This is a genomic window from Romboutsia sp. D33t1_170424_H2, assembly GCF_015669105.1.
Classification (GTDB): Bacteria; Bacillota; Clostridia; order Peptostreptococcales; family Peptostreptococcaceae; genus Romboutsia_C; species Romboutsia_C hominis.
In genome coordinates this window covers 474,616-494,354 of the sequence record NZ_JADOZQ010000001.1, presented here as the reverse complement: position 1 = coordinate 494,354, position 19,739 = coordinate 474,616, and the positions used below count along the sequence as shown (strand labels likewise).

Here is a 19,739-nt window from a genome sequence, read left to right as displayed (position 1 = left end):
AGAGGGTTTTATTGCAATTCTAGAATGTATGCTTAACTAATGAGTATATGGTTATTTGCTCACACATTTTTATAGCTTTTTCAAGCTCCATACTATTTAATCTATCTATAAACAAATCTGCAACTAAGTTATTGTATCTTTTTTTCTTAGGTATCCGTTTATAATCATTTACATCTTCACATACCTTTATAACCTCTTTAGTTCTATACTCTGAGTCATTTAAATTAAATCTAATAATATGATTATTTATAAAATCTTTTTCATAATCATTATATTTATATTTTTCGCTAACTATAAATTCTTGTTCTAATAAATTGTATTGTAGTTTATATTTATTATTTGTAGTTTTATTTGTAACACCAAATGGTTGTAATATAATCTTAGCTTCCTCTTTTTTCATATATATATCTTTTATATCTTCATATGCTTTACAAGGTATATTGCAAGTTGATTCACATTTACAATTGCTTTCAAATTCTTTTACTTCACAATCTTTAAGTTCTCTTTTTTTCTCTCCTACCCTTTTAAAGGATAAATTACACTTCATACAAGATATAGCTATATTTATATTACAATCTTTTAATTTATCCGATTTTTTCTTTTCTATAGAATGTTCTAGATGAGCTGATAACTTGTTATCAACAAGTACTTTACTATAACAATACATGCAATAGTTATCAGATGTTTCAAGTAATACTTTTTTAAGATTTTGTTTTCCTTCCTCACTGGAGTAAATATAATTTTTATTCAAATCGTACTTAGGTTCAAATATTGGTATATCTAATAAAAATAAATCTTCTCTCAATTTAATCACCAATTTTTAATTTGATGTAATAATAATAATTGAGAATTTGTTAAATTCTTATTTTCTATTTCCTCTAAGTCCTTTTCTTCTTGTTCACTCCACTTATCACTAATCTTTAAACTTAACAATCTACGTAAAGTAGTATTAACATCACTTTTACCTTCATCTATATTCTTATTATATAAATTTCTAAATATTTCTTGTACATCTGTAATTGTATTAAAATCATTACTATCTAAGTATTCATAGTTATTTCCTTTTAAAATAATTAAGTTAAAGTTTTTACTACTTGCTATTACTTCAGCTGAATGTGTTGTAAATATCCAATTAAAGTGTTGAAACTCATTTTTTAAAAACTCAACTATTCTAGACTTATTTTTAGACGATAAATATTCATCTACTTCATCTATCACTAAAGTTATCTCATTAGAGCCTTTATTTTTATCTAAATAAATTATTTCTAAAAACAATCTAATTATAGCTTGATATCCATTAGACAAGTTTTCTATTTCACCATTTATAATAATCTTTTCTTTTGATGAAAACACACCATACTTTACTTCTTCTACATCAATATCAACCTCTAAAAACTTCCTAAGTAAAATCTTAAGTTCATCTAAATATTCAAAAAATATCCCCTCAACATGTCCCATTCCATCTGAATATAAATCAAATGAATCATTTAAGTTAAAAATATCTTCTTCTACTCTACGTTTGCTTATATTTTTGTAGTCTCTTTTACTTTTACTATCATTATTAGTAATTTTTGAACTATCAAAAGTTCTATTTATAGCATCTATCAAATAATACCTCTTAAATGATAAATTAACTAAAGACTTTAGTATTTCTGATTTTCCACTTGAGTTATCACCTACTATAATACTATTTTCATGAGTTAGGTTAAGATTATGTATTTTATCTATTACCTGATTTAACATACTCTTGTAACTTGTTGTAGACATACTCAAATCTCTCCTTTACTTTAATCTTTGCTGATGAAGGAGACTTTATATAACTTTGGTATTGTTCATCTTCTATAATACTTATACAAAAATCATCACTTATCTTATAATTCCCTAGCGTATATATACTTGCTAGATATAAACTTTCTAGTAGTAAATGTGGTATCTTCGTCTTACCTTCAAATCTATCTATAAAGCTTTTTATATTTAATTCATATTTATTTATTTCATATTCATTAAATGTTATAGCTTCATCTGAAAAATCATTTAATAACGATGTATATGAGCCATTATAGTTATTTATAATAAATTGCTTATTATCATTTAACTTAAAATATCTTTCAATAGATGCAAACCTTAAAAGCAGCTCTACATCCTTACTATGTTTATGCTTATCACCATATAAACTTCTCCATTTTTTATTGAAATTATTTATTTTATGAATCATATCATAAAATGCTGATTGATAAGCACCATTTCTAACTTCCTGATTTTTAAGCTTTGTACCTCCAGTATTCAGGTTTTTAAACACTGTATAAAGTATTCTGTTTTTGTACATGTTTTGACCAACATTTATTTCTATTATTGTTATTGGTGTAAAATCTAATTTTCTTTTTACTACTTTATCTAATTTATCATAGTTTATATTTTCTATTTTTTTAGTACTTTTAATTTTTTCTATACCATCTTCTATATATTTTTCATTTTCTATATATTCAAACTGGTATTTAACATCTCTTAATAAGTTTTTTCCTATAAGTAAATCTTCAAAGCTTATATCATCATTTGATAATATAGGATCTGTCATTATGCATGATAAATCTACGTTATTTTTTTCTAAATTCTTAAAATATTTACCTTTGTAGTATAAAAATAAACTTAGCATTCTTTGCTGACCATCTAATATCTCTAGCTGGTTGTAATCATTTCTATATGCATAAATAGGAGGAATTGGAAGACCTCGTAATAAAGATATTGCCAACTCTTGAACTTGCTCTTTTTTCCATACAAACTTTCTTTGGTACTTTGGAATTACAAAGTTCATAGAGTCAAACCCTTCTACTAATGTTTTAAATCCCATCTCACTTCTTACTTGTGTTATATTCATATTAGTCATTATGCTACAATCACTTTGCTCTGTTGTCTCTTCTATATCTTCATCTATTTTGTTTTGAATATTTATTTCTTTTTCTAGGTTATTCATTGCCTCACCACCTTAAATAAAATTTATTATAAACACCTTCTAGTCAAAGTATTAATATTGTACATATTTGGTATATTTATCAATTTAATTATATCATATATACTTATATTTTATTGCATGCTAAATTTACTAAAGCCTAGATATTTAGACTTTAGCAAGTTCATTGTATTATATATTTATCTTGCACTAGCTAATATTTTATCTTCAGCAATGATATCTTCTATTGTAAATGAGTAGTTTATTATGTCTTTAATCATATTATAAAAGATATCATTATGCTTTTTTTCTTTGTTTAAATCTTCTTTACTTATTTTATTTATAACCATCCACTCTTTATTATCAAAAAATTTAATCTCACTATTTAACCTTTTTACTAATCTATCTCTTCTCTCATATTTTGAGCTCTTATCTTTTAATCCGCTATTTAGCCTAGCTATAGCTCCTTTACCTGCTAAATCAGATATATTTTTTACTAGATATATATACTTATCCTCTTCTAGAGCTTGTGATATTTCTAGTTGTGAAAAATATTCCTTTGCACTACCAAACTTGCTAGTACTTACACCTAAGGCTATATGCATTTTTTTAATTCTATAACTATAGTTACCACTTAGTCCCCACTCACCAATATTTATATAGATTACTTCTTGCCTTCCATTTATTTCAAGGCATGAATATTCATCTTCTGTATTTTGACTATTTAAAAAATTGTACATTTTCATATCTCTATCAAAAAATACTAATGATTTTTCATATCCACTTACATCATCAATCCTTATTTTAGCCTTTATATTTTTATATTCTAATTCTATGATATTGTCTAAATTGGCATTAAGTAAGATATCTTTTATTATTTCTGCATTATAATTTGTGATTAACTCCATAGTTCTCCCTCTGTTATATATATTTTATTCCACTCTAGTCAATATTTGTACATCATTCTTTATAAAGTCATATTATATATTCATTCTTTGGTTGTGGCCTTATTTTCATCTGCTAATTTACTCCATATATTTACTGGATTATTATCTAATGTTAAATCATTTTTTAGATATTATAATCCATTTAATATATATTCTTTGGTTTCTACAGAACCTGTATAGTTTCCTTTGGCACTCCCTTTATGAGTCCTTCTTAGCACAGAACTAAAATCACACTCTTTTGACAATTTTTTGATACAGAAAAAGGACTTCCTTTAAATATTTCTCCTGCACTTATTTGCCATTCACCTCTAGATTCTATATTTTCTTTTGTTATTATCTCTATAGATTTTATTGCTACTTGTGAGAATTTAACCATTTTTCCTTCTTATGTAGAAAATACTAGAAGTTAATCTAGTATCTCTATTTTTCCTGTAACTGCTTCACTTATTAAACTTTGTTTAGCTTCTTTTAATTTCTCTATTTGTTGTTTGATTTTATATAAAATATTATCTACTCTTTCAAGTTCTTGAGATAAATACTCTACTATTGATCTTTGAACATTCATATCTCTAGTAAATGTTATAAAAATTTCTTTTAGATGAGTTATAGATATTCTTGGTAATGCAGCTCCTTTAATAAAGCTACTTATCTGTTCTTGAGATATATTTGAGTTTAACAAGTATTCAAAGTATTTAGATTCTAATCCTTTAATAGGTGTTAATATAACTAATGATGATGCTACTACAAAATCTTTATCATAATCTATAGTAACAGTTTTACCTATAGTACCATCCTTACTTATTAAAACATCCCCTGGTTTTGGATTGCAGGAATTTCTCTTAAGATATTCATAATTAGATACAGATGTAAGTAAACAATTATCAAAATCTAGGAGTCCATTTTTTAAATCTTTGACAGATAAAAATGGATATACTCCATTTTCTATTTCTGGAGAAATATGCGCTCCATCAGTAATATAACCACACAGATACTTTAGTTGTCCATACTCCCAATCTTTAGGTATATCCCCTAACCATTCAACTCCACTATCCTTCATCTCTTCACTACTTCTCTTAACTATCTCATATCCATCATCAGTCTTAACAACCTTCACCTTACCAGTAACAACCTCACTTATAAGGCTCTTTTTAGCTTCTTCTAATTTTTTTATTAGTTCTTCTTTTTTAGATATTATTAAGTCAAATTGTGAAGTCTTTTCATCAAGAAAGTTTGCTATTTTTTCATCTTCATTTTTTGAAGGAATTGGAATACTAATTTTTTTCATTTTTTCAATGTTAGTAGACCATAGGTCATCAACTATTCCACTTCCCCATCTATAAAATTCTTCAGAAAAATAGTAATTTCTAAATAGACTATGAACATACTGAGGACATAACTTTTTTGATGTTAGTACATTGCATATTAATGAAACCGAACCATCATAAGATGAAACACCACAAGACCCTTTTCTATCAGCTCTACTATTTATAACAAAATCACCTACACATACCATTTTTCTATTATCACTATTATCTGATTTTGCTACATTCTCCAACTGTGGTAATATCCCTTTCTTTGTAACAGATAACGGTGGATATTCTTTATCACTTACTTTTTCATTTCTTACTTTGAATTCTTTATCTATCCTACTTACAGTCCAGTCCTTAGGAATCTTACCTATCCACTCAACTCCACTATCCTTCATTTCACTTTCATTTCTATATCTATACTTCATTACCCAAGCACCTTCCTTATCTCTAGTGCTATCTCACTTTCCAACTCTTCTACCTCCTTCATAATATCCTCAAAAGCTCTAAGTTCCTCATACTTATAAAAATGTCTAGTAAAAGGTATCTCATACCCTATATTATTTATTGTACTTTCGTCTATATAAGCATCTTCAACATGAGGTTTTACCTCTTTTTCAAAATACTCATACACATCTTCTTTAAGTGCTATACTTTCAGTATCTTTTAAGCTACTATCACTTTCTATATTTCCTTTAGTATCTTTGCAAACTACTGCATCTTCATTTCTTACTCCAATAGCATTAACTATAGCTTTTATAAGTCCTGCAGATAATGCTATATCATATACCTTAGATTTGGATTTTAAGTCCTTAATAAACTTATCTCTATCCATATACTCAAATTCACTATCAAAACTTTCTAAAAGCTTTAATAATTTTTCTTGTTTTATTCTTCCCTCAGCTTCTTCTATTGCCTTCACTTCTTCATCTTTTTTCTTAGAAACTGCAAGATTTATAAATTGAGTAGTACTTTTAACATTTTCTATAGCTTCTTCATTAACTATAAAACTTAACTTTAAAGGTCTTTCTATTGTTACTTTTCTATATCCAAAATCTTTATTATCAAATATTTTACTTTTTTCACTTTCTTCAAAGCTTATATATATCTCTTTTATTTCTTTTATTTGTTCAAGAGTTATTTCTTTTCTCTTGTTTCCTAAGCTTTTTCTCATAGGTTGATAATATTCAGTAGCATTTACTAATTGAATCTTACCTTTTCTTTTAGCTTCTTTTTTATTAGTAAGCACCCATATATATGTTGCTATACCTGTGTTGTAGAACATATCAGTAGGTAGTGCTATTATACCTTCTAATAAATCATTTTCTATTATATATTTTCTTATATTACTTTCTCCACTTCCTGCATCTCCAGTAAATAATGGACTTCCGTTAAATATTATAGCTATTCTACTTCCATCTTCATCATCATACATTTTGCTTATCATGTTTTGTAAGAAAAGTAATGAACCATCACTTACTCTTGGAGTACCTGCTCCAAATCTTCCATCAAAGCCTAAGTCAGCTTCTTCTTTTACTTTCTTTTCTTCATCTTTCCAAGTTACACCAAAAGGAGGATTTGATATTAAAAATCTTATTTTTTCTCCACTAAATCTATCTTGAGTTAGAGTATTTCCAAGTCTTATATTATCTGGGCTTTGTCCTTTCATTAGCATATCTGCCTGACATATTGCAAAAGATTCGTCTAGTAATTCTTGTCCATATACGTTTACTATTGCACTTGGGTTTATTTTTTCTACATATTCTTCAGCTATTGAAAGCATACCCCCAGTACCACAACAGAAGTCTGCTATTGATATTACTTTTCCTTCTTCTGTAAGGAAGTTTTCTTTACCCATAAATAGCATTTCCATACAAAGTTTTATAACTTCTCTTGGAGTGTATTGTTCTCCTGCTGCTGAGTTTTCCGTAAATCTTCTTAACATTTCTTCGTAGATGTATCCCATTTTATTGTTAGATACAGCGTTTATGTGAAGATCTACTTCATACATTTTGCTTAAAACTGCATATAGTTTGTCCTTTTTGTCTAGTTGGTTTATTTCATCTTTAAATTTGAATTTACCTATTATTTCTTTTACATTGTTAGAAAATCCATTTAGGTATTCTTCAAAGTTTGATTTTATATTTTCACTATCATCTAATAGATTTTTCCATGTAAAATCACTTACATTATAGAATTGTAAGTTTATATTATGATTTTCTTTTAAATCTACTATTACAACTTCATCTCTTTCTTCTTCTGGTAAGAAGTCATATTCTGAGTATACTGATTTTATTGTTTCTCTATTATAATCATCTAGTAGACAATCAAATCTTCTTATTACTATCAGTGGTAACATTACTTTTCTATAATCTTCTTCTTTATATGTTCCTCTTAAACTTTCTGCTATGTTCCATAAAAATGCAACATGATTGAAATTCTTATCTATGTTCACTTATACTATCTCCTTTTATAAAATTTTTCGTTAATTTATATTATATTTTTCATTAATTTATATCATAATTATATCATTCAAGAATGCAAAAAAACATACTGACTGTTTAAACAATATCTTTTTCGTGGATTTCAATGTTGGAGACGAGATAAGTCGAACACCTGTCAACCATTTAAATAAATCCTATTTAAATACTTATCATTTATATAATAATAAAAAAACCAACATAAGTAAACAAAGAGGAACGATTCGTTCCTCCTTATCCATATATCCTATAATTTAATCTTTTCCCCTTAACACTCACCAAGTAATCCTTACTCATCTCAATAATCCTACTACCAATAGCCTCATCAATTTCAACAAGCTCATCAAAGCTCTTTTCCGTACTTACAATCATTGGCAAATTATTAAAGTATCTATAATTAACAATCTCAAATACAATATTTATATCACTTTTACTAATCCCACCCTTAAACAAATCATCAATAAGTAGTACCCTAGCCCTTTTATACCTGCCAACAGCTTTTCTATAATACTCCTCATCCATAATATTTTGCTTAAGAGATATAATAACATCCCTATATGGCATATACAAAACCCCTACCCCACTATCCATCAAATCATTGCTGATAGCTAGAGATAAATGAGTCTTTCCACTTCCTACTTGACCCATAAATATTATAGAGTTTTGTCTAGTCTTTTCTATATCTTTAAAATTCTTTTTATAACTTAAGGCCTTGTAATAAGCATCTATTGTCTGAACATCATAAGCATAGTTAAAGTTTTTAAAAGTCTTTTTTCTAAACTCATTACTTATACCACTATTTTTTAATATATCTTCACACTCTCTTAAAGCCCTACACTCACAGGGTATAGCAGTATTATCTTCTATTATAAATTTTAAATCTCTACACTTAACACATCTATACTCATTGTAGGAGTCTTTGTATTTCTCTGATTTGTTCTTTACTTGGCTTTTGATATATTGGCTCGTCTTCAAGTTCTTTGATACATCTACTCTTTCCATTTATCCTATCCCCTTTGTTTTTAGAACTTACTTCATAAGCATTTAAATCCTTTAAGCTTCTTATATTATTAGTTATCCACTTATTTATAATGCCATTTATATATCCTTTATTAACATGTCCTCTATCAATAGCTACTTCTATAGCTCTTTTAAATAATTCTATATCTATATTTTCACTTATATAAATTAGCCACTCACTAACTAATTGATTTACAAATCCTATATTTTCTTCATATAATTTAGCATACCTACCTACATCATTTACTTCTTCTTCTTTATATTCTTCTTTATCTTTTTCTTCTTCTTTTTCTTGTCCTATATTTTCATACGACTCGTTATACGTATGGTGGTACGAGTCGCCATTGCTATACATATCAAACAAATCTTTTATTTCTTTTTTAGGTATACTCTCACTTACATATTTTATAAGTGATTTATCTTTTACTTCTTTTAACTCTTTATTTATACAATCCATCATTGGCTTTCCAGTTCTATCTAGGTTGTACTTTCCCCAATGTTTAATGGCCAATTCCCTAGTTTCTTCATTATATTTTATAGTTTTGTATTTATTTATAAATATGTCCATTAAAGTATTTATAGTTTCAACAGAATAGCCTAGTTCAAAGGCTATCTGTTTTTTAGTTATTTTATATATTCCTATTTGAGTAGTATTTTGATTGCTAAGAATATAGACCATAAATATTTTACATTCTGGAGTATATTCTTCTAATACTTTATCATCTCTCCAAAACTGTGTATGTATCTTTCTAAATATTGCCACAACCTCACCTACTTCATTCTAAAAGTTCTAGATGTACTTGTTTTTGTATAATTTTTAATTATTTCTGGATAATCTACTTTTAATTTTTTAGTGTCTATACTATTTTTAATTACTTTCTTCCAAGTTATTTTTCTATCTTTACAAAATGCTGTTTCATACTCTCTCATTTCACTTTGAATAATATGTTCTATTGTCTTTTTTTCTTTTTCAAGCTTGTTTATATTATCTACTATGCTATTGTACTTTTCTATTTTTTCATATAGACCATCATCTAGCACCACTACTTCATTTAAAGTATCTTTATAGGTTTCTTTTAAAAACTTCCCAAACTCATCACTTCCAAATGGTAGATTTACCTCTTTTTCTTTTTTCTTAATGAAATCTGTAATTTTTCTCATATCCAAATTCCTCCCCTATAATTTTTATAAAATATTTTTGACCTTTCCCTGTTATATAAGTAGTTACTTTTATCTTTTGACCATTATTTGTATTTACTACATACTGACGAGTTTTAAATAGTCCTTGTTCTACATACTTTTGCTTTGGTTGATTTTCATCTCCTTGATTCATAATATATCCATTTACTCTAAACCAATAAAAAAGTCTATTTCTTCCTATATCTATTCCTAGTGAATTTAGCATTTTAGCAAATGCCCCTATACTTATAGCATCTTCACATTCCCCTACTACTTGTCCTATTTTTATATATGGTTCAAAGTCTTTTATAGCTTTATTTAGTGCTTTTACTTTTTCTTTTTCACCTTTTAATTTTTGAGCTAGTTTTAATAGAAATTCTGGATTTTTAAGTATTTCATCTACTGTTTCATCACTCATATATCCCCCATTTCTTCTTATGCTTGGTAAAATCTCTTCTACTACCCACTTTTCAAATTTCTTTGCACTAGGTAGTTTAGATTTTAATACTAGCCTATATAGATTTGCTTCATCTATAAATTTTTTATTTATATTTTTAGTTTTTAAACTTCCATCTTTATTCTTTCCAGTTATTACTTTTGCCCTATAAATTGTCCCCATATCTTTATCACAATGATCTCTTATTGCTTTTCTAGGATTAGTGTATCCTAGTATTTGTGCTACTTTAGTTGCTTCAAAGTATTCTTTATTGTTTTCAAATACTACACTTATTTCTCCATATTCACTACTTTTAAATACCTTTAAATCAAACATTTTATCCCCCATTTTTTAATTAAAATTTATTTCATATTTAGATAATTTATTTGTTACCTAAAAATATGCTTTCCACACTAACTCCAAGTATTTTAGCTAAATCTAATGCTTCATAAACTGTAAATGAGCTTTTCTCATTTTCTTTTTTTACATAAGTTACTTTTGACATATGTATAAGTTTAGCTATCTCCTTTTGTGTAAATCCTTTACTTACCCTTAACCCCTTTAAGTTTCTTTTATATCCCATATTTACTCCTTTATATATTTTATGATTATTTTTATTTAAACTTTGGTAACTTCCCTTGATAATTTAATAGTATTACCCTTTAGGTAAAATATCAACATGTTTTTATCCAAAAGGTAAAAATATGGTAACAAGTTGTATTTTTAGATAATTTTGTTATACATTTGGACTACTTCTGCTATAATTAAATTAAGGTGGGTGAAAAAATGGAAACTTTATCTATGAGATTAAAAGCTTTAAGAAAAGAAAGAGGGTTGACTCTTGAAGAGTTAGCTAAAGAATTAGATACCACTAAGGTAACTCTATCTAGATATGAAAATGGAATAAGAGAACCAAAAGGTGAAACTTTAAATAAATTAGCAAATTATTTTAATGTTTCTACTGATTATTTGTTTGCTAGAACTGATGATAAAAACTACTTATCAGATGAAGGAATAGCTGATGTTAAATTAGAAATGGATAAAATGCTTAAAAAGATTGGAGCTCATGGTAGTTTAATGTTTGATGGTGAGCCTATGACTGATGAAGAGCTAGATAGTTTTTTACAATCAATGGAGGTTGTTCTTACTTTAGCTAAGAAAAAGCAAGAGTCAAAACTAAGGGGAAAATAATTAATATTATTGGGGAGATTTTATGAATGCTAAATATGAAGCTAAAAAGCTTATAAATAAATATAAAACTAATAATCCTTTTGAACTTATGGATTATTTAGATATACTGTATATTCGCTATCCTCTTAAGGGAAATCTTAGAGGATATTATACTAAAGAATTTGGTGAGAAAGTTATATGTATTTCTAGTCGTCTTTGTGATGAGGAAGTTAACTTAGTAGCAGCTCATGAACTTGGTCATGCTATACTTCATGAAGATAAAAATATATTATTTATATCTAGAAATACACTTCAATCTAAGGATAAACTAGAAAAACAAGCTAATAAATTTGCTGCTGAAATACTTTTAGATGATAATATATTTAGTGAGTATTATGGTTATTCTTTAGAGGAAATTTCAAAGTGTGAATGTGTTTCTTATGAATTAGTTGAGCATAAGTACAATAATCTTAATAAGTAAATTTTATAAATAATAAAGAGGGCTAATTTTAGCCCTCTTTATTTGTAATAACTGAATATAAAAAGATATGTATTTTTGAACGCAAAATAGAGATTAAGCCTTATACAAAAATGCACCTAGCAAGGCTTGATTACATTTGTAAAATAATTAAATTAACTATAAATTAAAAGATTTATCATCACTCTTTATATTCTTCTTATCAGCAACCCCAGTAAGCATAAGAGTCAACGCACCATCTCCAACAACATTACAAGCTGTTCCAAAACTATCTTGAAGAGCAAATATAGTTAATATAAGAGCTGTTCCAGTTTCATTAAATCCAAGAACACTAGTTATCAATCCAAGAGATGCCATAACTGTTCCCCCAGGAACACCAGGTGCACCTATTGCAAATACTCCAAGTAATAATATAAATAAAACCATATTCCCAACACTTGGAAGATGACCATAAAGAATTTGAGATACAACCATTACAAAGAATACTTCAGTTAAAACAGAACCACAAAGATGTATATTTGAACAAAGTGGAACAGAAAAATCTAATATATCTTTTCTTAAAACTTTAGACTTCTTAGCACATTCTAGTGCTACAGGTAATGTTGCAGCAGAGGACATACTTCCAACAGCTGTTAAATAAGCTGGACCATAATATTTTATAACTTCCATTGGATTTTTTCCTGACATCATACCTGCAATAAGGTATAATACTGACATCCATATAAAGTGACCAATAAGTACAATAACTATAACTTTTAAGAATACTGGAAGATGATTAGTTATAGAACCTTCATATGCTAAACTAGCAAATGTTGTAGCTATAAAGAAAGGTAATATAGGTATTACAACTTTATTAACCAAGCTTAAAACTATATTTTGAAACTCATTTAGAAATTTTTCAACTAAGTCAGCTTTAGTCCAAGTTACAGCTAAACCAACTATTATAGATAAAAATAAAGCACTCATAACAGGCATTACTTGAGGTATGTCTAATTGAAAGATAAGTTCTGGTAATTCACGTAAAGACCCTGTAGTTGAAGCGATTGATAACTTTGGAATTAATATGTAACCAAATATTGCAGAAAATGCTGCTGCACCTACTGATGATATGTAAGCAAAACCAATTGCAAATCCTAATAATTGAGAAGCATTATGTCTTAATTTAGCTATGGATGGAGCTATAAATCCAATGATTATTAATGGAACTGAGAAGAATATAACCTGACCTAAAACGTATTTAAGAGTAACTATTACGTTCATTACGGACTCTGAAGATATAAATCCAACTATAAGACCAATAGTAACTGCTAGTACTAGCTTAAATATTAAGCTATCGAAAATCTTTTTCATAATAAATCCCCCTTTTAATATGAATAAATTTTTAAAATAAAATATTTAGTATGACAAAATATTATCATCATCAACACAAATGATAGCAAACTAGTACTTAATATTCAACAAAATTTAAGTATTTCTATAATATTAAATCAGATACACAAAAACAGAGTAATAAATTTAGATTACTACCCTGTAAGCTCACAATATATTAAATAAATAAACTACTTAATTTTATCTAACTTATCAAAAAATATTGAAATCTCACCACAATTTGGACAAACAGTAGCCTTTACTTTTCCTTTTGTATCTGAAAAAACTCCACTTCCCTTTCCTAATAACACTGAAGCTTGAGCTGTAAAATTTTCAGTTTTCAACATGTAATCTTCAACCATAGTTTCATTACATCTTAAACACTTTCTCATACTATCTCCTCCATTTGAATATTAACAAAAAACATTTTTTGAGCATCATTTACTTTGTTTTTGTCCTTTTTAAAATATATTTTAATCTATCATAAAATGTAAACTTATGATTACATTCAGTACAATTTACCACAATAGTTTCCCCTTTCAACCTTTTATTGTAATATATAACAATTGATAATTTAATTATAGCAGAACTTATAGTTAAACAACTGTCCACTAAAAGAAATAATTTGTTAATGATTTAGTATTTATATCTCCATATGCTTTTTAATATTTTATTTTTTAACTATCTTAAATAATTACATGATAAACAAGCAATAAAAATAGCTAGACCTATGGGAATTACCTAATATCTAGCTATTTTAACTATATAAATAATCTGATTAAATATGCCAATACTATAGAAGTCATTAAACTATATATAGATCCCTTTGGAGTATCGTATAAAACAACTAATATAGTTATAAAAAACACTGTATTTATTATACTTGTAAAATCAAAATACCACATTCCTATACTAAAAGAACATAATATCATAACTGTAATTATACATACCTTAATCATAAATGGTACAATTCCATTTCCTTTAGCATACCAACAAACAAATGCCAATAATGGAGAAATAATTGTTACTGCATACCATATCATCATGTAATTCATAGGATTAAATCCTGCAAAAATAATACTATATAGATGATAGCTAACACACATACCTAAAAAGAATAAAAATACATTAATGCCTGCTCGTAAAGGTGTATTACTAAAAATAGATATACATACTGCTATTAAAATCCACACTCCAAGTAAAGAGAATACATTTCCTAAATCGAGTATACCTAAAATATGTTGCCACCAAATACCATCATCTATAGATAAAGTATCTAGCCACTTTGAAAAAATTCCAAGTCCAATTCCAAGAAAAAAAATTATGATTGAATTTATTATCTTTTTTGAAGTCGTCAAATCATACTTAGGAATTCTTATTTGTTCTAAAAATTTTATCACTGTCTAACTCACTTTCTTATGTAAATTCCTATTTATATATATTATTTAAAATATTTCCTAAATGATAATCCCTAAAGATAAAAATATTTTAAATCCTCTATTAGTTTACTTTTTATGCTTATTTTTATTATATAAAAATAAGCCAACTCCAGCTATCAATATACCAAATACTGCAATTGCCCCGTATGGAATTGTAAAAAAATATGTAGTCATTTTATACCCCCTCTATTTAACACTTTGTCCACTAAAACTCCATTCATCGTAAAACTCATTTAAAAACTCTTCCATAAATTTATGTCTTTTTTCTGCTATTTCTTTTTCTGCTTAATATTTAGCTAAGTTATAAACCCTTTCTATGTGAAACCAATCATGTCCACTTCCTTCACCATATAGTTTGTTCTTTACAAACTTCTTAGTTTTTTCTATCATTAAAATCTTATTCATATCTCTTAGCCCTTCATTTAATAATAAAGTTTATAATAACATACATTTAATTTTTTATGGATAGTTTTTAACCTATATATTATTATTTCTTCTTAAATTTATTAGATTTTAAAACTCTCATAGCTATTATATATCCACATTCTGTACATACACTAGCTACTACTTCTTGTGTTTTAGGAATTAAACTATTCGAATTAATTAATCCACCATAACCTACAAAACTACCTTCTCCAATTTCATTACATTCGCATAATGGACATTTTTCTAAATCCATTGATAATCCCCCTAAAATATGTCTTATTTAAATTAGCATTATATTAAAATTGTTCAGTATTTATTATGCTAATTTAGCTAATTTTCTCATCCACCAATCCTTAGTTAAATACATATATCCATTTGGAGTTATTACAATATATTCATCATTTACATCTAGTACATCTGGTACTCCCGTATATACTATATCTATATAAAGATTAAATCCCTTAACTTTTCTATTTAATTCACATCTTAATTCATCTATATAATCACAAAATCTATTTTCTACCATAATTTCATAGTAAGAAATCGCACTTTTACCTCCAGCTTGCATATCCCACCACTCAATGAAATATGGATATGCTTTTTTACAGCATTCCCTAAGCTCAATATATTCCAGCTCTAAAAAATTATCTACATTATATATTTCACTAACAAGTATACTCATTCTATTATGGTTAATATTATTACACCTTTCTTCTATAACTCCATTAAACCATAATTTCCACTGTGATTTTAGCTTTTCAATATGTAAATCATCGAAAACTAGATTTGATAGATTAGTTGGCCAAGGTGTATTTGATTCATTAAAGTTTTCATTATCAATTAAATTATACATACACCCAGTAAATATAATAAAGTTTAATAACTCATCCTTAGATGTTCTAATAGACCAAGATTCATTAGTATCTTCACTTATCATTTTAAATACCCCCTTACTATTATTTTTTATTTTGTGTTATATAATAATTGTAAACAAATAATATACATAATTATACTATATGTTATAACTATTTGTATATTTCAACATAATTGACTTTAACTTGTTATCTTATATCTTTAAAATGATAATATACATAAGATTAATGTAAACCTTAATAAAGATATAATTTTATTGTTAATTATTACGTTTACTGATATAATTTTATTACAGTAAACGTAATAAAGGTTACTGTAATAAAGGAGACATAAAATGAGAGATAATGTAAAAGGTGGTGCTTTAACAGAAACGACACTTTTTATCCTATTAGCACTTTACAAGCCTAACCATGGCTATGGGATTATGCAATTTATAGAATTAAAAACAAGTGGTCGTTTATCATTAGGGGCTGGGACTCTCTATGGAGCTATTAATACTTTGTTAAAAAAAGGATGGATAGAGCCATACGAAAGTAAAGATGATAGTAGGAAAAAGGAGTATTTAATAACATCTAAAGGTAAAATCGTAGTTGAAAATGAAATTGCACGATTAAATGATGTTCTTAATATCTCTTTAAAAATAGTAGGGGATGATAAAATATGAAAAAAATAGTGTTTAAGTATTTCTTTGATTTTTTAGAGGGTCAAGAAAAATGGTTAAATCAAATGGCTAAACATGGATATAGACTTGTTAAGGTAGGAAAATTAACCTATGAGTTTGAAAAATGCAATCCATCAGAATATATATACTGCGTTGAATTTGTTGCTGATAAATCAAACTCTGAAATAAAAAAATATAAGAATTTTTTAGAAGATGATATTGGATATAAAAGTTTTATAAAGAATATAAATATAAATTGGTCATTTGGAAAAATGAAATTTAGACCATGGAGTAATGGCGGTAAAATTGCAACTTCCCCAGGAAGTTTTAACAAAGAATTACTAATATTAGAAAAGCAAAATGATGGAATGGATTTTAACCTACACACAAGTAATGATGATTTAATAAAATATCTTACTCCAATACGAAATATGTATTTATTTACAACTATACTTCTTGCAATAATTACTTTTGTAAGTAAATACAAAGCTTCTAATCATTTATTATTAAATACTCTATTATGGGGATTAATTTTAATTACTCTATTTTTAGGAATACAAACTATAAAATACTTTAACTTAGTAAAGAAATATAAAAAAGATAAAAAGCTTTATGAATAATTCAATATTAAAAGAGTTATAAAAGAGTTATATATGATATAAAGTTTAAACTATATATAATTAAATTTATCACATAGCTATACCACCTGACTAAATCAATTTTAGTTACTGTGATATAGCTACTTTTATTATTGTTTTAACTTTTTCCACTTTCGTATTTTCATTCTAAATTATTTAAATTCTTATATAAATAATTTTAAAAAAATTATTAATAAAATTTAATAAACTGGTTAAAATAATAACTGTAACAGACAGGTAAAAATTTTCTTCCCTATCTAAAATATATGGGAGTATGGCTCAGTTGGTAGAGCAATTGACTGTTAATCAATGGGTCACAGGTTCGAGCCCTGTTATTCCCGCCACTTTAAAAACTCTTAGTTTTGGCTAAGAGTTTTTAAAGTGGATATTTAAATATTTTATCAATTATATTATATAAAGAGTCAACAAAGTTTAATTAACATAATTCCATTTTGTATATCACAGACTATTTATAAATATTTTATAATAGTTAAATAATTTAAAAAAAATATTAATAAAATTTAATAAACTGGTTAAAATAATAACTGTAACGGACAGGTTAAAATTTTTACCCCATCCAAAATATACGGGAGTATGGCTCAGTTGGTAGAGCAATTGACTGTTAATCAATGGGTCACAGGTTCGAGCCCTGTTATTCCCGCCACTTTAAAAACTCTTAGTTTCGGCTAAGAGTTTTTTATTTGGCTATTTAAATATTTTATCAATTATATTATATAAAGGGTCACCAAAGTTTAATTAACATAATTCTCTTTTGTATATTAAAGCTATTTATAAATATTTTATAATAGTTAAATAATTTTTAAAAAATATTAATAAAATTTAATAAACTGGTTAAAATAATAACTGCAACGGACAGGTTAAAATTTTTACCCCATCCAAAATATATGGGAGTATGGCTCAGTTGGTAGAGCAATTGACTGTTAATCAATGGGTCACAGGTTCGAGCCCTGTTATTCCCGCCACTTTAAAAACTCTTAGTTTTGACTAAGAGTTTTTTTATTTGGCTATGTTTTAATAACAAAAAAGTAATTGTATACCTACTTATATACTCCTACTTTTTATTCACATTTTTACAATGAATATCCATACAATCTTTCAGCCGCAAATTAGCTACATCTTACCATTGTTTCACCAGTTTTAATTCTATCTTTATCATAAACATCCCATATTTCCATACTTTCACACCTTCAAAATATATATTTAATTATAATTTAACTATATAAACTTAACATGATTTTTTCTTTTCCTTTTAGTGCCATTTTTACAAGAAGTCCATGTTTTATAACCTGATGAATTAGGTCTTTCCCCAGCACCATATCTCATAATCAAGCCTGCAATTATCATTAATATACCTAGATAATATGAATGTTCAAAGTAATTCACATTATACCCCTCCTATTTTTCTACTTATATATAAATATATTATTTATTAAAACTTATCTTACTCTTAAAAATAAGAAATGTTTTACCTAAAAGATATCCAATTCCTATCGCTCCCATGCTAGGAAATAAGTATTTAAATAAAAATGCTATATTATGAATTACTAATTATTTAAACTTCTAGATTTCTTAATTCGTAATATAACAAAATTATAATCTAAATCAGAACTCATTTGATATCATACTTTTTACTTCTTCAATACTATGAAATTTCAAGTATTGATCTATAAAGAATTTATTTTCATCACTACTCAATATATAAACTTTATTATCTTTAATATTTTGAATATATCCTATTTTATTACCTATCCATAAATTATAACGATGGACTCTACTTGATACTCCCTCAATTTTATTATATAAAAATAAGGACATAGTATTTGTTGGTTTTCCTAATTTTCTAGCATTTTCTGAGTTTATATCTATACCATTTTTTCGTTTTGTGAAACAAACCCTAATGATATATTCTTCATCTTCTTTTGAGATGTTTTCATTTTTATCAAGGTTAAGTGCACCAATACTTCCACTTATTACTGCTCCACCAAACTCTTCATTACTTTTTACAAATACTTTTATAACAATAAACATAATAATTATTATCAAACCTAATATTAGGATTATCTTGTTTTTCTTCGAATTCATTTTTCCCCCTTGTATAATACTGTATAGCCTATTATATAATTCATAATATATAACAATTTCTAATTAATCTTTTCGTATCTATGCAACCTATGAGGTAATAAATCAAACAAAGGAATAGTTATAAATAATATTAATATTTGCAATTTAAATTTTAGCATAAAGTCATTTAAAGTAATGATATTATTAAATACAAATATATTTGACATAGTAATAATAAAAATGTATATTCCCCTATATACATTTGCTTTAGATTTATAAATTGAGTTA

At 26.4% G+C, this 19,739-nt stretch carries 23 protein-coding genes and 3 tRNA genes; 7 read left to right on the top strand and 19 right to left on the bottom strand.

Going from position 1 to position 19,739, the window contains the following annotated elements; translation table 11 throughout:
• Positions 1–19: 19 nt before the first annotated feature.
• The 12 genes from I4U66_RS02565 to I4U66_RS02510 form a co-directional block, all read right to left on the bottom strand.
• A complete protein-coding gene (locus tag I4U66_RS02565) occupies positions 20–805 on the bottom strand; it encodes a hypothetical protein (protein ID WP_195928408.1) in 786 nt (261 codons plus the stop codon).
• A gap of 5 nt (positions 806–810) precedes the next feature.
• Positions 811–1,767, bottom strand: a complete 957-nt coding sequence (locus I4U66_RS02560; RefSeq protein ID WP_195928407.1) for an AAA family ATPase — start codon at positions 1,765–1,767, stop codon at positions 811–813.
• Positions 1,721–2,971: a DUF262 domain-containing protein gene (locus I4U66_RS02555; protein WP_195928406.1), complete on the bottom strand. Its 1,251-nt coding sequence runs from the start codon at positions 2,969–2,971 to the stop codon at positions 1,721–1,723. Before I4U66_RS02555 ends, I4U66_RS02560 begins: the two co-directional genes overlap by 47 nt.
• Positions 2,972–3,147: 176 nt before the next feature.
• Positions 3,148–3,855 (bottom strand): hypothetical protein, encoded by a 708-nt coding sequence (locus I4U66_RS02550; protein WP_195928405.1) that lies wholly within the window; start codon positions 3,853–3,855, stop codon positions 3,148–3,150.
• Positions 3,856–4,105: 250 nt separating this feature from the next.
• A complete protein-coding gene (locus tag I4U66_RS02545) occupies positions 4,106–4,270 on the bottom strand; it encodes a DUF6979 family protein (RefSeq protein WP_195928404.1) in 165 nt (54 codons plus the stop codon).
• A gap of 30 nt (positions 4,271–4,300) precedes the next feature.
• Positions 4,301–5,629 (bottom strand): restriction endonuclease subunit S, encoded by a 1,329-nt coding sequence (locus tag I4U66_RS02540; protein ID WP_195928403.1) that lies wholly within the window; start codon positions 5,627–5,629, stop codon positions 4,301–4,303.
• Positions 5,629–7,656 carry a type I restriction-modification system subunit M gene (locus I4U66_RS02535; protein WP_195928402.1) on the bottom strand — a complete coding sequence of 676 codons (2,028 nt, stop codon included), beginning with the start codon at positions 7,654–7,656 and terminating at the stop codon, positions 5,629–5,631. The genes I4U66_RS02540 and I4U66_RS02535 overlap by 1 nt, the downstream gene beginning before the upstream one ends.
• Before the next feature lie 259 nt (positions 7,657–7,915).
• A complete protein-coding gene (locus tag I4U66_RS02530) occupies positions 7,916–8,683 on the bottom strand; it encodes an ATP-binding protein (protein WP_195928401.1) in 768 nt (255 codons plus the stop codon).
• A complete protein-coding gene (locus I4U66_RS14915) occupies positions 8,586–9,464 on the bottom strand; it encodes a DnaD domain protein (RefSeq protein ID WP_195928400.1) in 879 nt (292 codons plus the stop codon). The genes I4U66_RS02530 and I4U66_RS14915 overlap by 98 nt, the downstream gene beginning before the upstream one ends.
• A gap of 8 nt (positions 9,465–9,472) precedes the next feature.
• On the bottom strand, positions 9,473–9,862 hold the full coding sequence (locus I4U66_RS02520; protein WP_195928399.1) for a hypothetical protein: 390 nt from the start codon (positions 9,860–9,862) through the stop codon (positions 9,473–9,475).
• Entirely contained in the window at positions 9,837–10,652 is an 816-nt protein-coding gene (locus I4U66_RS02515; RefSeq protein WP_195928398.1) for a BRO family protein, read from the bottom strand. Before I4U66_RS02515 ends, I4U66_RS02520 begins: the two co-directional genes overlap by 26 nt.
• A gap of 46 nt (positions 10,653–10,698) precedes the next feature.
• Positions 10,699–10,899: a helix-turn-helix transcriptional regulator gene (locus I4U66_RS02510; RefSeq protein ID WP_092926452.1), complete on the bottom strand. Its 201-nt coding sequence runs from the start codon at positions 10,897–10,899 to the stop codon at positions 10,699–10,701.
• Between the two features lie 203 nt (positions 10,900–11,102).
• Here I4U66_RS02510 and I4U66_RS02505 point away from each other — a divergent pair, with 203 nt between their 5' ends.
• Positions 11,103–11,507, top strand: coding sequence for a helix-turn-helix domain-containing protein (locus I4U66_RS02505; RefSeq protein ID WP_092926454.1), 405 nt, complete (start codon positions 11,103–11,105; stop codon positions 11,505–11,507).
• 22 nt (positions 11,508–11,529) lie between these two features.
• Positions 11,530–11,967: an ImmA/IrrE family metallo-endopeptidase gene (locus tag I4U66_RS02500; RefSeq protein WP_195928397.1), complete on the top strand. Its 438-nt coding sequence runs from the start codon at positions 11,530–11,532 to the stop codon at positions 11,965–11,967.
• Between the two features lie 156 nt (positions 11,968–12,123).
• Here the strand turns inward: I4U66_RS02500 and I4U66_RS02495 are convergent, their stop codons facing one another.
• From I4U66_RS02495 to I4U66_RS02470, 5 genes are all read right to left on the bottom strand, one after another.
• The gene (locus I4U66_RS02495) at positions 12,124–13,314 is read right to left on the bottom strand and encodes a dicarboxylate/amino acid:cation symporter (RefSeq protein ID WP_195928396.1); all 1,191 of its coding nucleotides are present in this window, start codon (positions 13,312–13,314) and stop codon (positions 12,124–12,126) included.
• 209 nt (positions 13,315–13,523) lie between these two features.
• Positions 13,524–13,724, bottom strand: a complete 201-nt coding sequence (locus tag I4U66_RS02490) for a hypothetical protein (protein WP_166505150.1) — start codon at positions 13,722–13,724, stop codon at positions 13,524–13,526.
• Positions 13,725–14,093: 369 nt separating this feature from the next.
• Positions 14,094–14,732, bottom strand: a complete 639-nt coding sequence (locus I4U66_RS02485; RefSeq protein ID WP_195928395.1) for a hypothetical protein — start codon at positions 14,730–14,732, stop codon at positions 14,094–14,096.
• Positions 14,733–15,258: 526 nt separating this feature from the next.
• Positions 15,259–15,450, bottom strand: a complete 192-nt coding sequence (locus I4U66_RS02475; RefSeq protein WP_195928394.1) for a transcription initiation factor TFIIIB — start codon at positions 15,448–15,450, stop codon at positions 15,259–15,261.
• Positions 15,451–15,513: 63 nt separating this feature from the next.
• The gene (locus tag I4U66_RS02470) at positions 15,514–16,134 is read right to left on the bottom strand and encodes a hypothetical protein (protein ID WP_195928393.1); all 621 of its coding nucleotides are present in this window, start codon (positions 16,132–16,134) and stop codon (positions 15,514–15,516) included.
• Between the two features lie 270 nt (positions 16,135–16,404).
• Here I4U66_RS02470 and I4U66_RS02465 point away from each other — a divergent pair, with 270 nt between their 5' ends.
• The 5 genes from I4U66_RS02465 to I4U66_RS02445 all read left to right on the top strand — a co-directional run bounded on the left by I4U66_RS02465 (position 16,405) and on the right by I4U66_RS02445 (position 18,352).
• Entirely contained in the window at positions 16,405–16,734 is a 330-nt protein-coding gene (locus tag I4U66_RS02465; protein ID WP_166505147.1) for a PadR family transcriptional regulator, read from the top strand.
• On the top strand, positions 16,731–17,351 hold the full coding sequence (locus I4U66_RS02460) for a DUF2812 domain-containing protein (RefSeq protein WP_195928392.1): 621 nt from the start codon (positions 16,731–16,733) through the stop codon (positions 17,349–17,351). Before I4U66_RS02465 ends, I4U66_RS02460 begins: the two co-directional genes overlap by 4 nt.
• A 286-nt stretch (positions 17,352–17,637) precedes the next feature.
• Positions 17,638–17,713, top strand: a tRNA-Asn gene (locus tag I4U66_RS02455).
• A 244-nt stretch (positions 17,714–17,957) separates the two neighbouring features.
• Positions 17,958–18,033 (top strand) — tRNA-Asn (locus I4U66_RS02450).
• Positions 18,034–18,276: 243 nt separating this feature from the next.
• Positions 18,277–18,352, top strand: a tRNA-Asn gene (locus I4U66_RS02445).
• A gap of 253 nt (positions 18,353–18,605) precedes the next feature.
• Here I4U66_RS02445 and I4U66_RS02440 read toward each other — a convergent pair.
• Both I4U66_RS02440 and I4U66_RS02435 read right to left on the bottom strand, forming a co-directional pair.
• A complete protein-coding gene (locus I4U66_RS02440) occupies positions 18,606–18,773 on the bottom strand; it encodes a hypothetical protein (protein WP_166505145.1) in 168 nt (55 codons plus the stop codon).
• Between the two features lie 219 nt (positions 18,774–18,992).
• Positions 18,993–19,472 carry a hypothetical protein gene (locus tag I4U66_RS02435; RefSeq protein ID WP_166505144.1) on the bottom strand — a complete coding sequence of 160 codons (480 nt, stop codon included), beginning with the start codon at positions 19,470–19,472 and terminating at the stop codon, positions 18,993–18,995.
• Between the last annotated feature and the right edge of the window lie 267 nt (positions 19,473–19,739).

Excerpts from the sequence above, each read along its gene's own strand:
- I4U66_RS02530 (WP_195928401.1), bottom strand. The coding sequence starts at position 8,683 with ATGGAAAGAGTAGATGTATCAAAGAACTTGAAGACGAGCCAATATATC.
- I4U66_RS02465 (WP_166505147.1), top strand. The coding sequence starts at position 16,405 with ATGAGAGATAATGTAAAAGGTGGTGCTTTAACAGAAACGACACTTTTT.
- I4U66_RS02555 (WP_195928406.1), bottom strand. The coding sequence starts at position 2,971 with ATGAATAACCTAGAAAAAGAAATAAATATTCAAAACAAAATAGATGAA.
- I4U66_RS02520 (WP_195928399.1), bottom strand. The coding sequence starts at position 9,862 with ATGAGAAAAATTACAGATTTCATTAAGAAAAAAGAAAAAGAGGTAAAT.
- I4U66_RS02550 (WP_195928405.1), bottom strand. The coding sequence starts at position 3,855 with ATGGAGTTAATCACAAATTATAATGCAGAAATAATAAAAGATATCTTA.
- I4U66_RS02460 (WP_195928392.1), top strand. The coding sequence starts at position 16,731 with ATGAAAAAAATAGTGTTTAAGTATTTCTTTGATTTTTTAGAGGGTCAA.
- I4U66_RS02435 (WP_166505144.1), bottom strand. The coding sequence starts at position 19,472 with ATGAATTCGAAGAAAAACAAGATAATCCTAATATTAGGTTTGATAATA.
- I4U66_RS02540 (WP_195928403.1), bottom strand. The coding sequence starts at position 5,629 with ATGAAGTATAGATATAGAAATGAAAGTGAAATGAAGGATAGTGGAGTT.
- I4U66_RS02470 (WP_195928393.1), bottom strand. The coding sequence starts at position 16,134 with ATGATAAGTGAAGATACTAATGAATCTTGGTCTATTAGAACATCTAAG.
- I4U66_RS02475 (WP_195928394.1), bottom strand. The coding sequence starts at position 15,450 with ATGGATTTAGAAAAATGTCCATTATGCGAATGTAATGAAATTGGAGAA.
- I4U66_RS02490 (WP_166505150.1), bottom strand. The coding sequence starts at position 13,724 with ATGAGAAAGTGTTTAAGATGTAATGAAACTATGGTTGAAGATTACATG.
- I4U66_RS02515 (WP_195928398.1), bottom strand. The coding sequence starts at position 10,652 with ATGTTTGATTTAAAGGTATTTAAAAGTAGTGAATATGGAGAAATAAGT.
- I4U66_RS02510 (WP_092926452.1), bottom strand. The coding sequence starts at position 10,899 with ATGGGATATAAAAGAAACTTAAAGGGGTTAAGGGTAAGTAAAGGATTT.
- I4U66_RS02560 (WP_195928407.1), bottom strand. The coding sequence starts at position 1,767 with ATGTCTACAACAAGTTACAAGAGTATGTTAAATCAGGTAATAGATAAA.
- I4U66_RS02545 (WP_195928404.1), bottom strand. The coding sequence starts at position 4,270 with ATGGTTAAATTCTCACAAGTAGCAATAAAATCTATAGAGATAATAACA.
- I4U66_RS02495 (WP_195928396.1), bottom strand. The coding sequence starts at position 13,314 with ATGAAAAAGATTTTCGATAGCTTAATATTTAAGCTAGTACTAGCAGTT.
- I4U66_RS02500 (WP_195928397.1), top strand. The coding sequence starts at position 11,530 with ATGAATGCTAAATATGAAGCTAAAAAGCTTATAAATAAATATAAAACT.
- I4U66_RS02505 (WP_092926454.1), top strand. The coding sequence starts at position 11,103 with ATGGAAACTTTATCTATGAGATTAAAAGCTTTAAGAAAAGAAAGAGGG.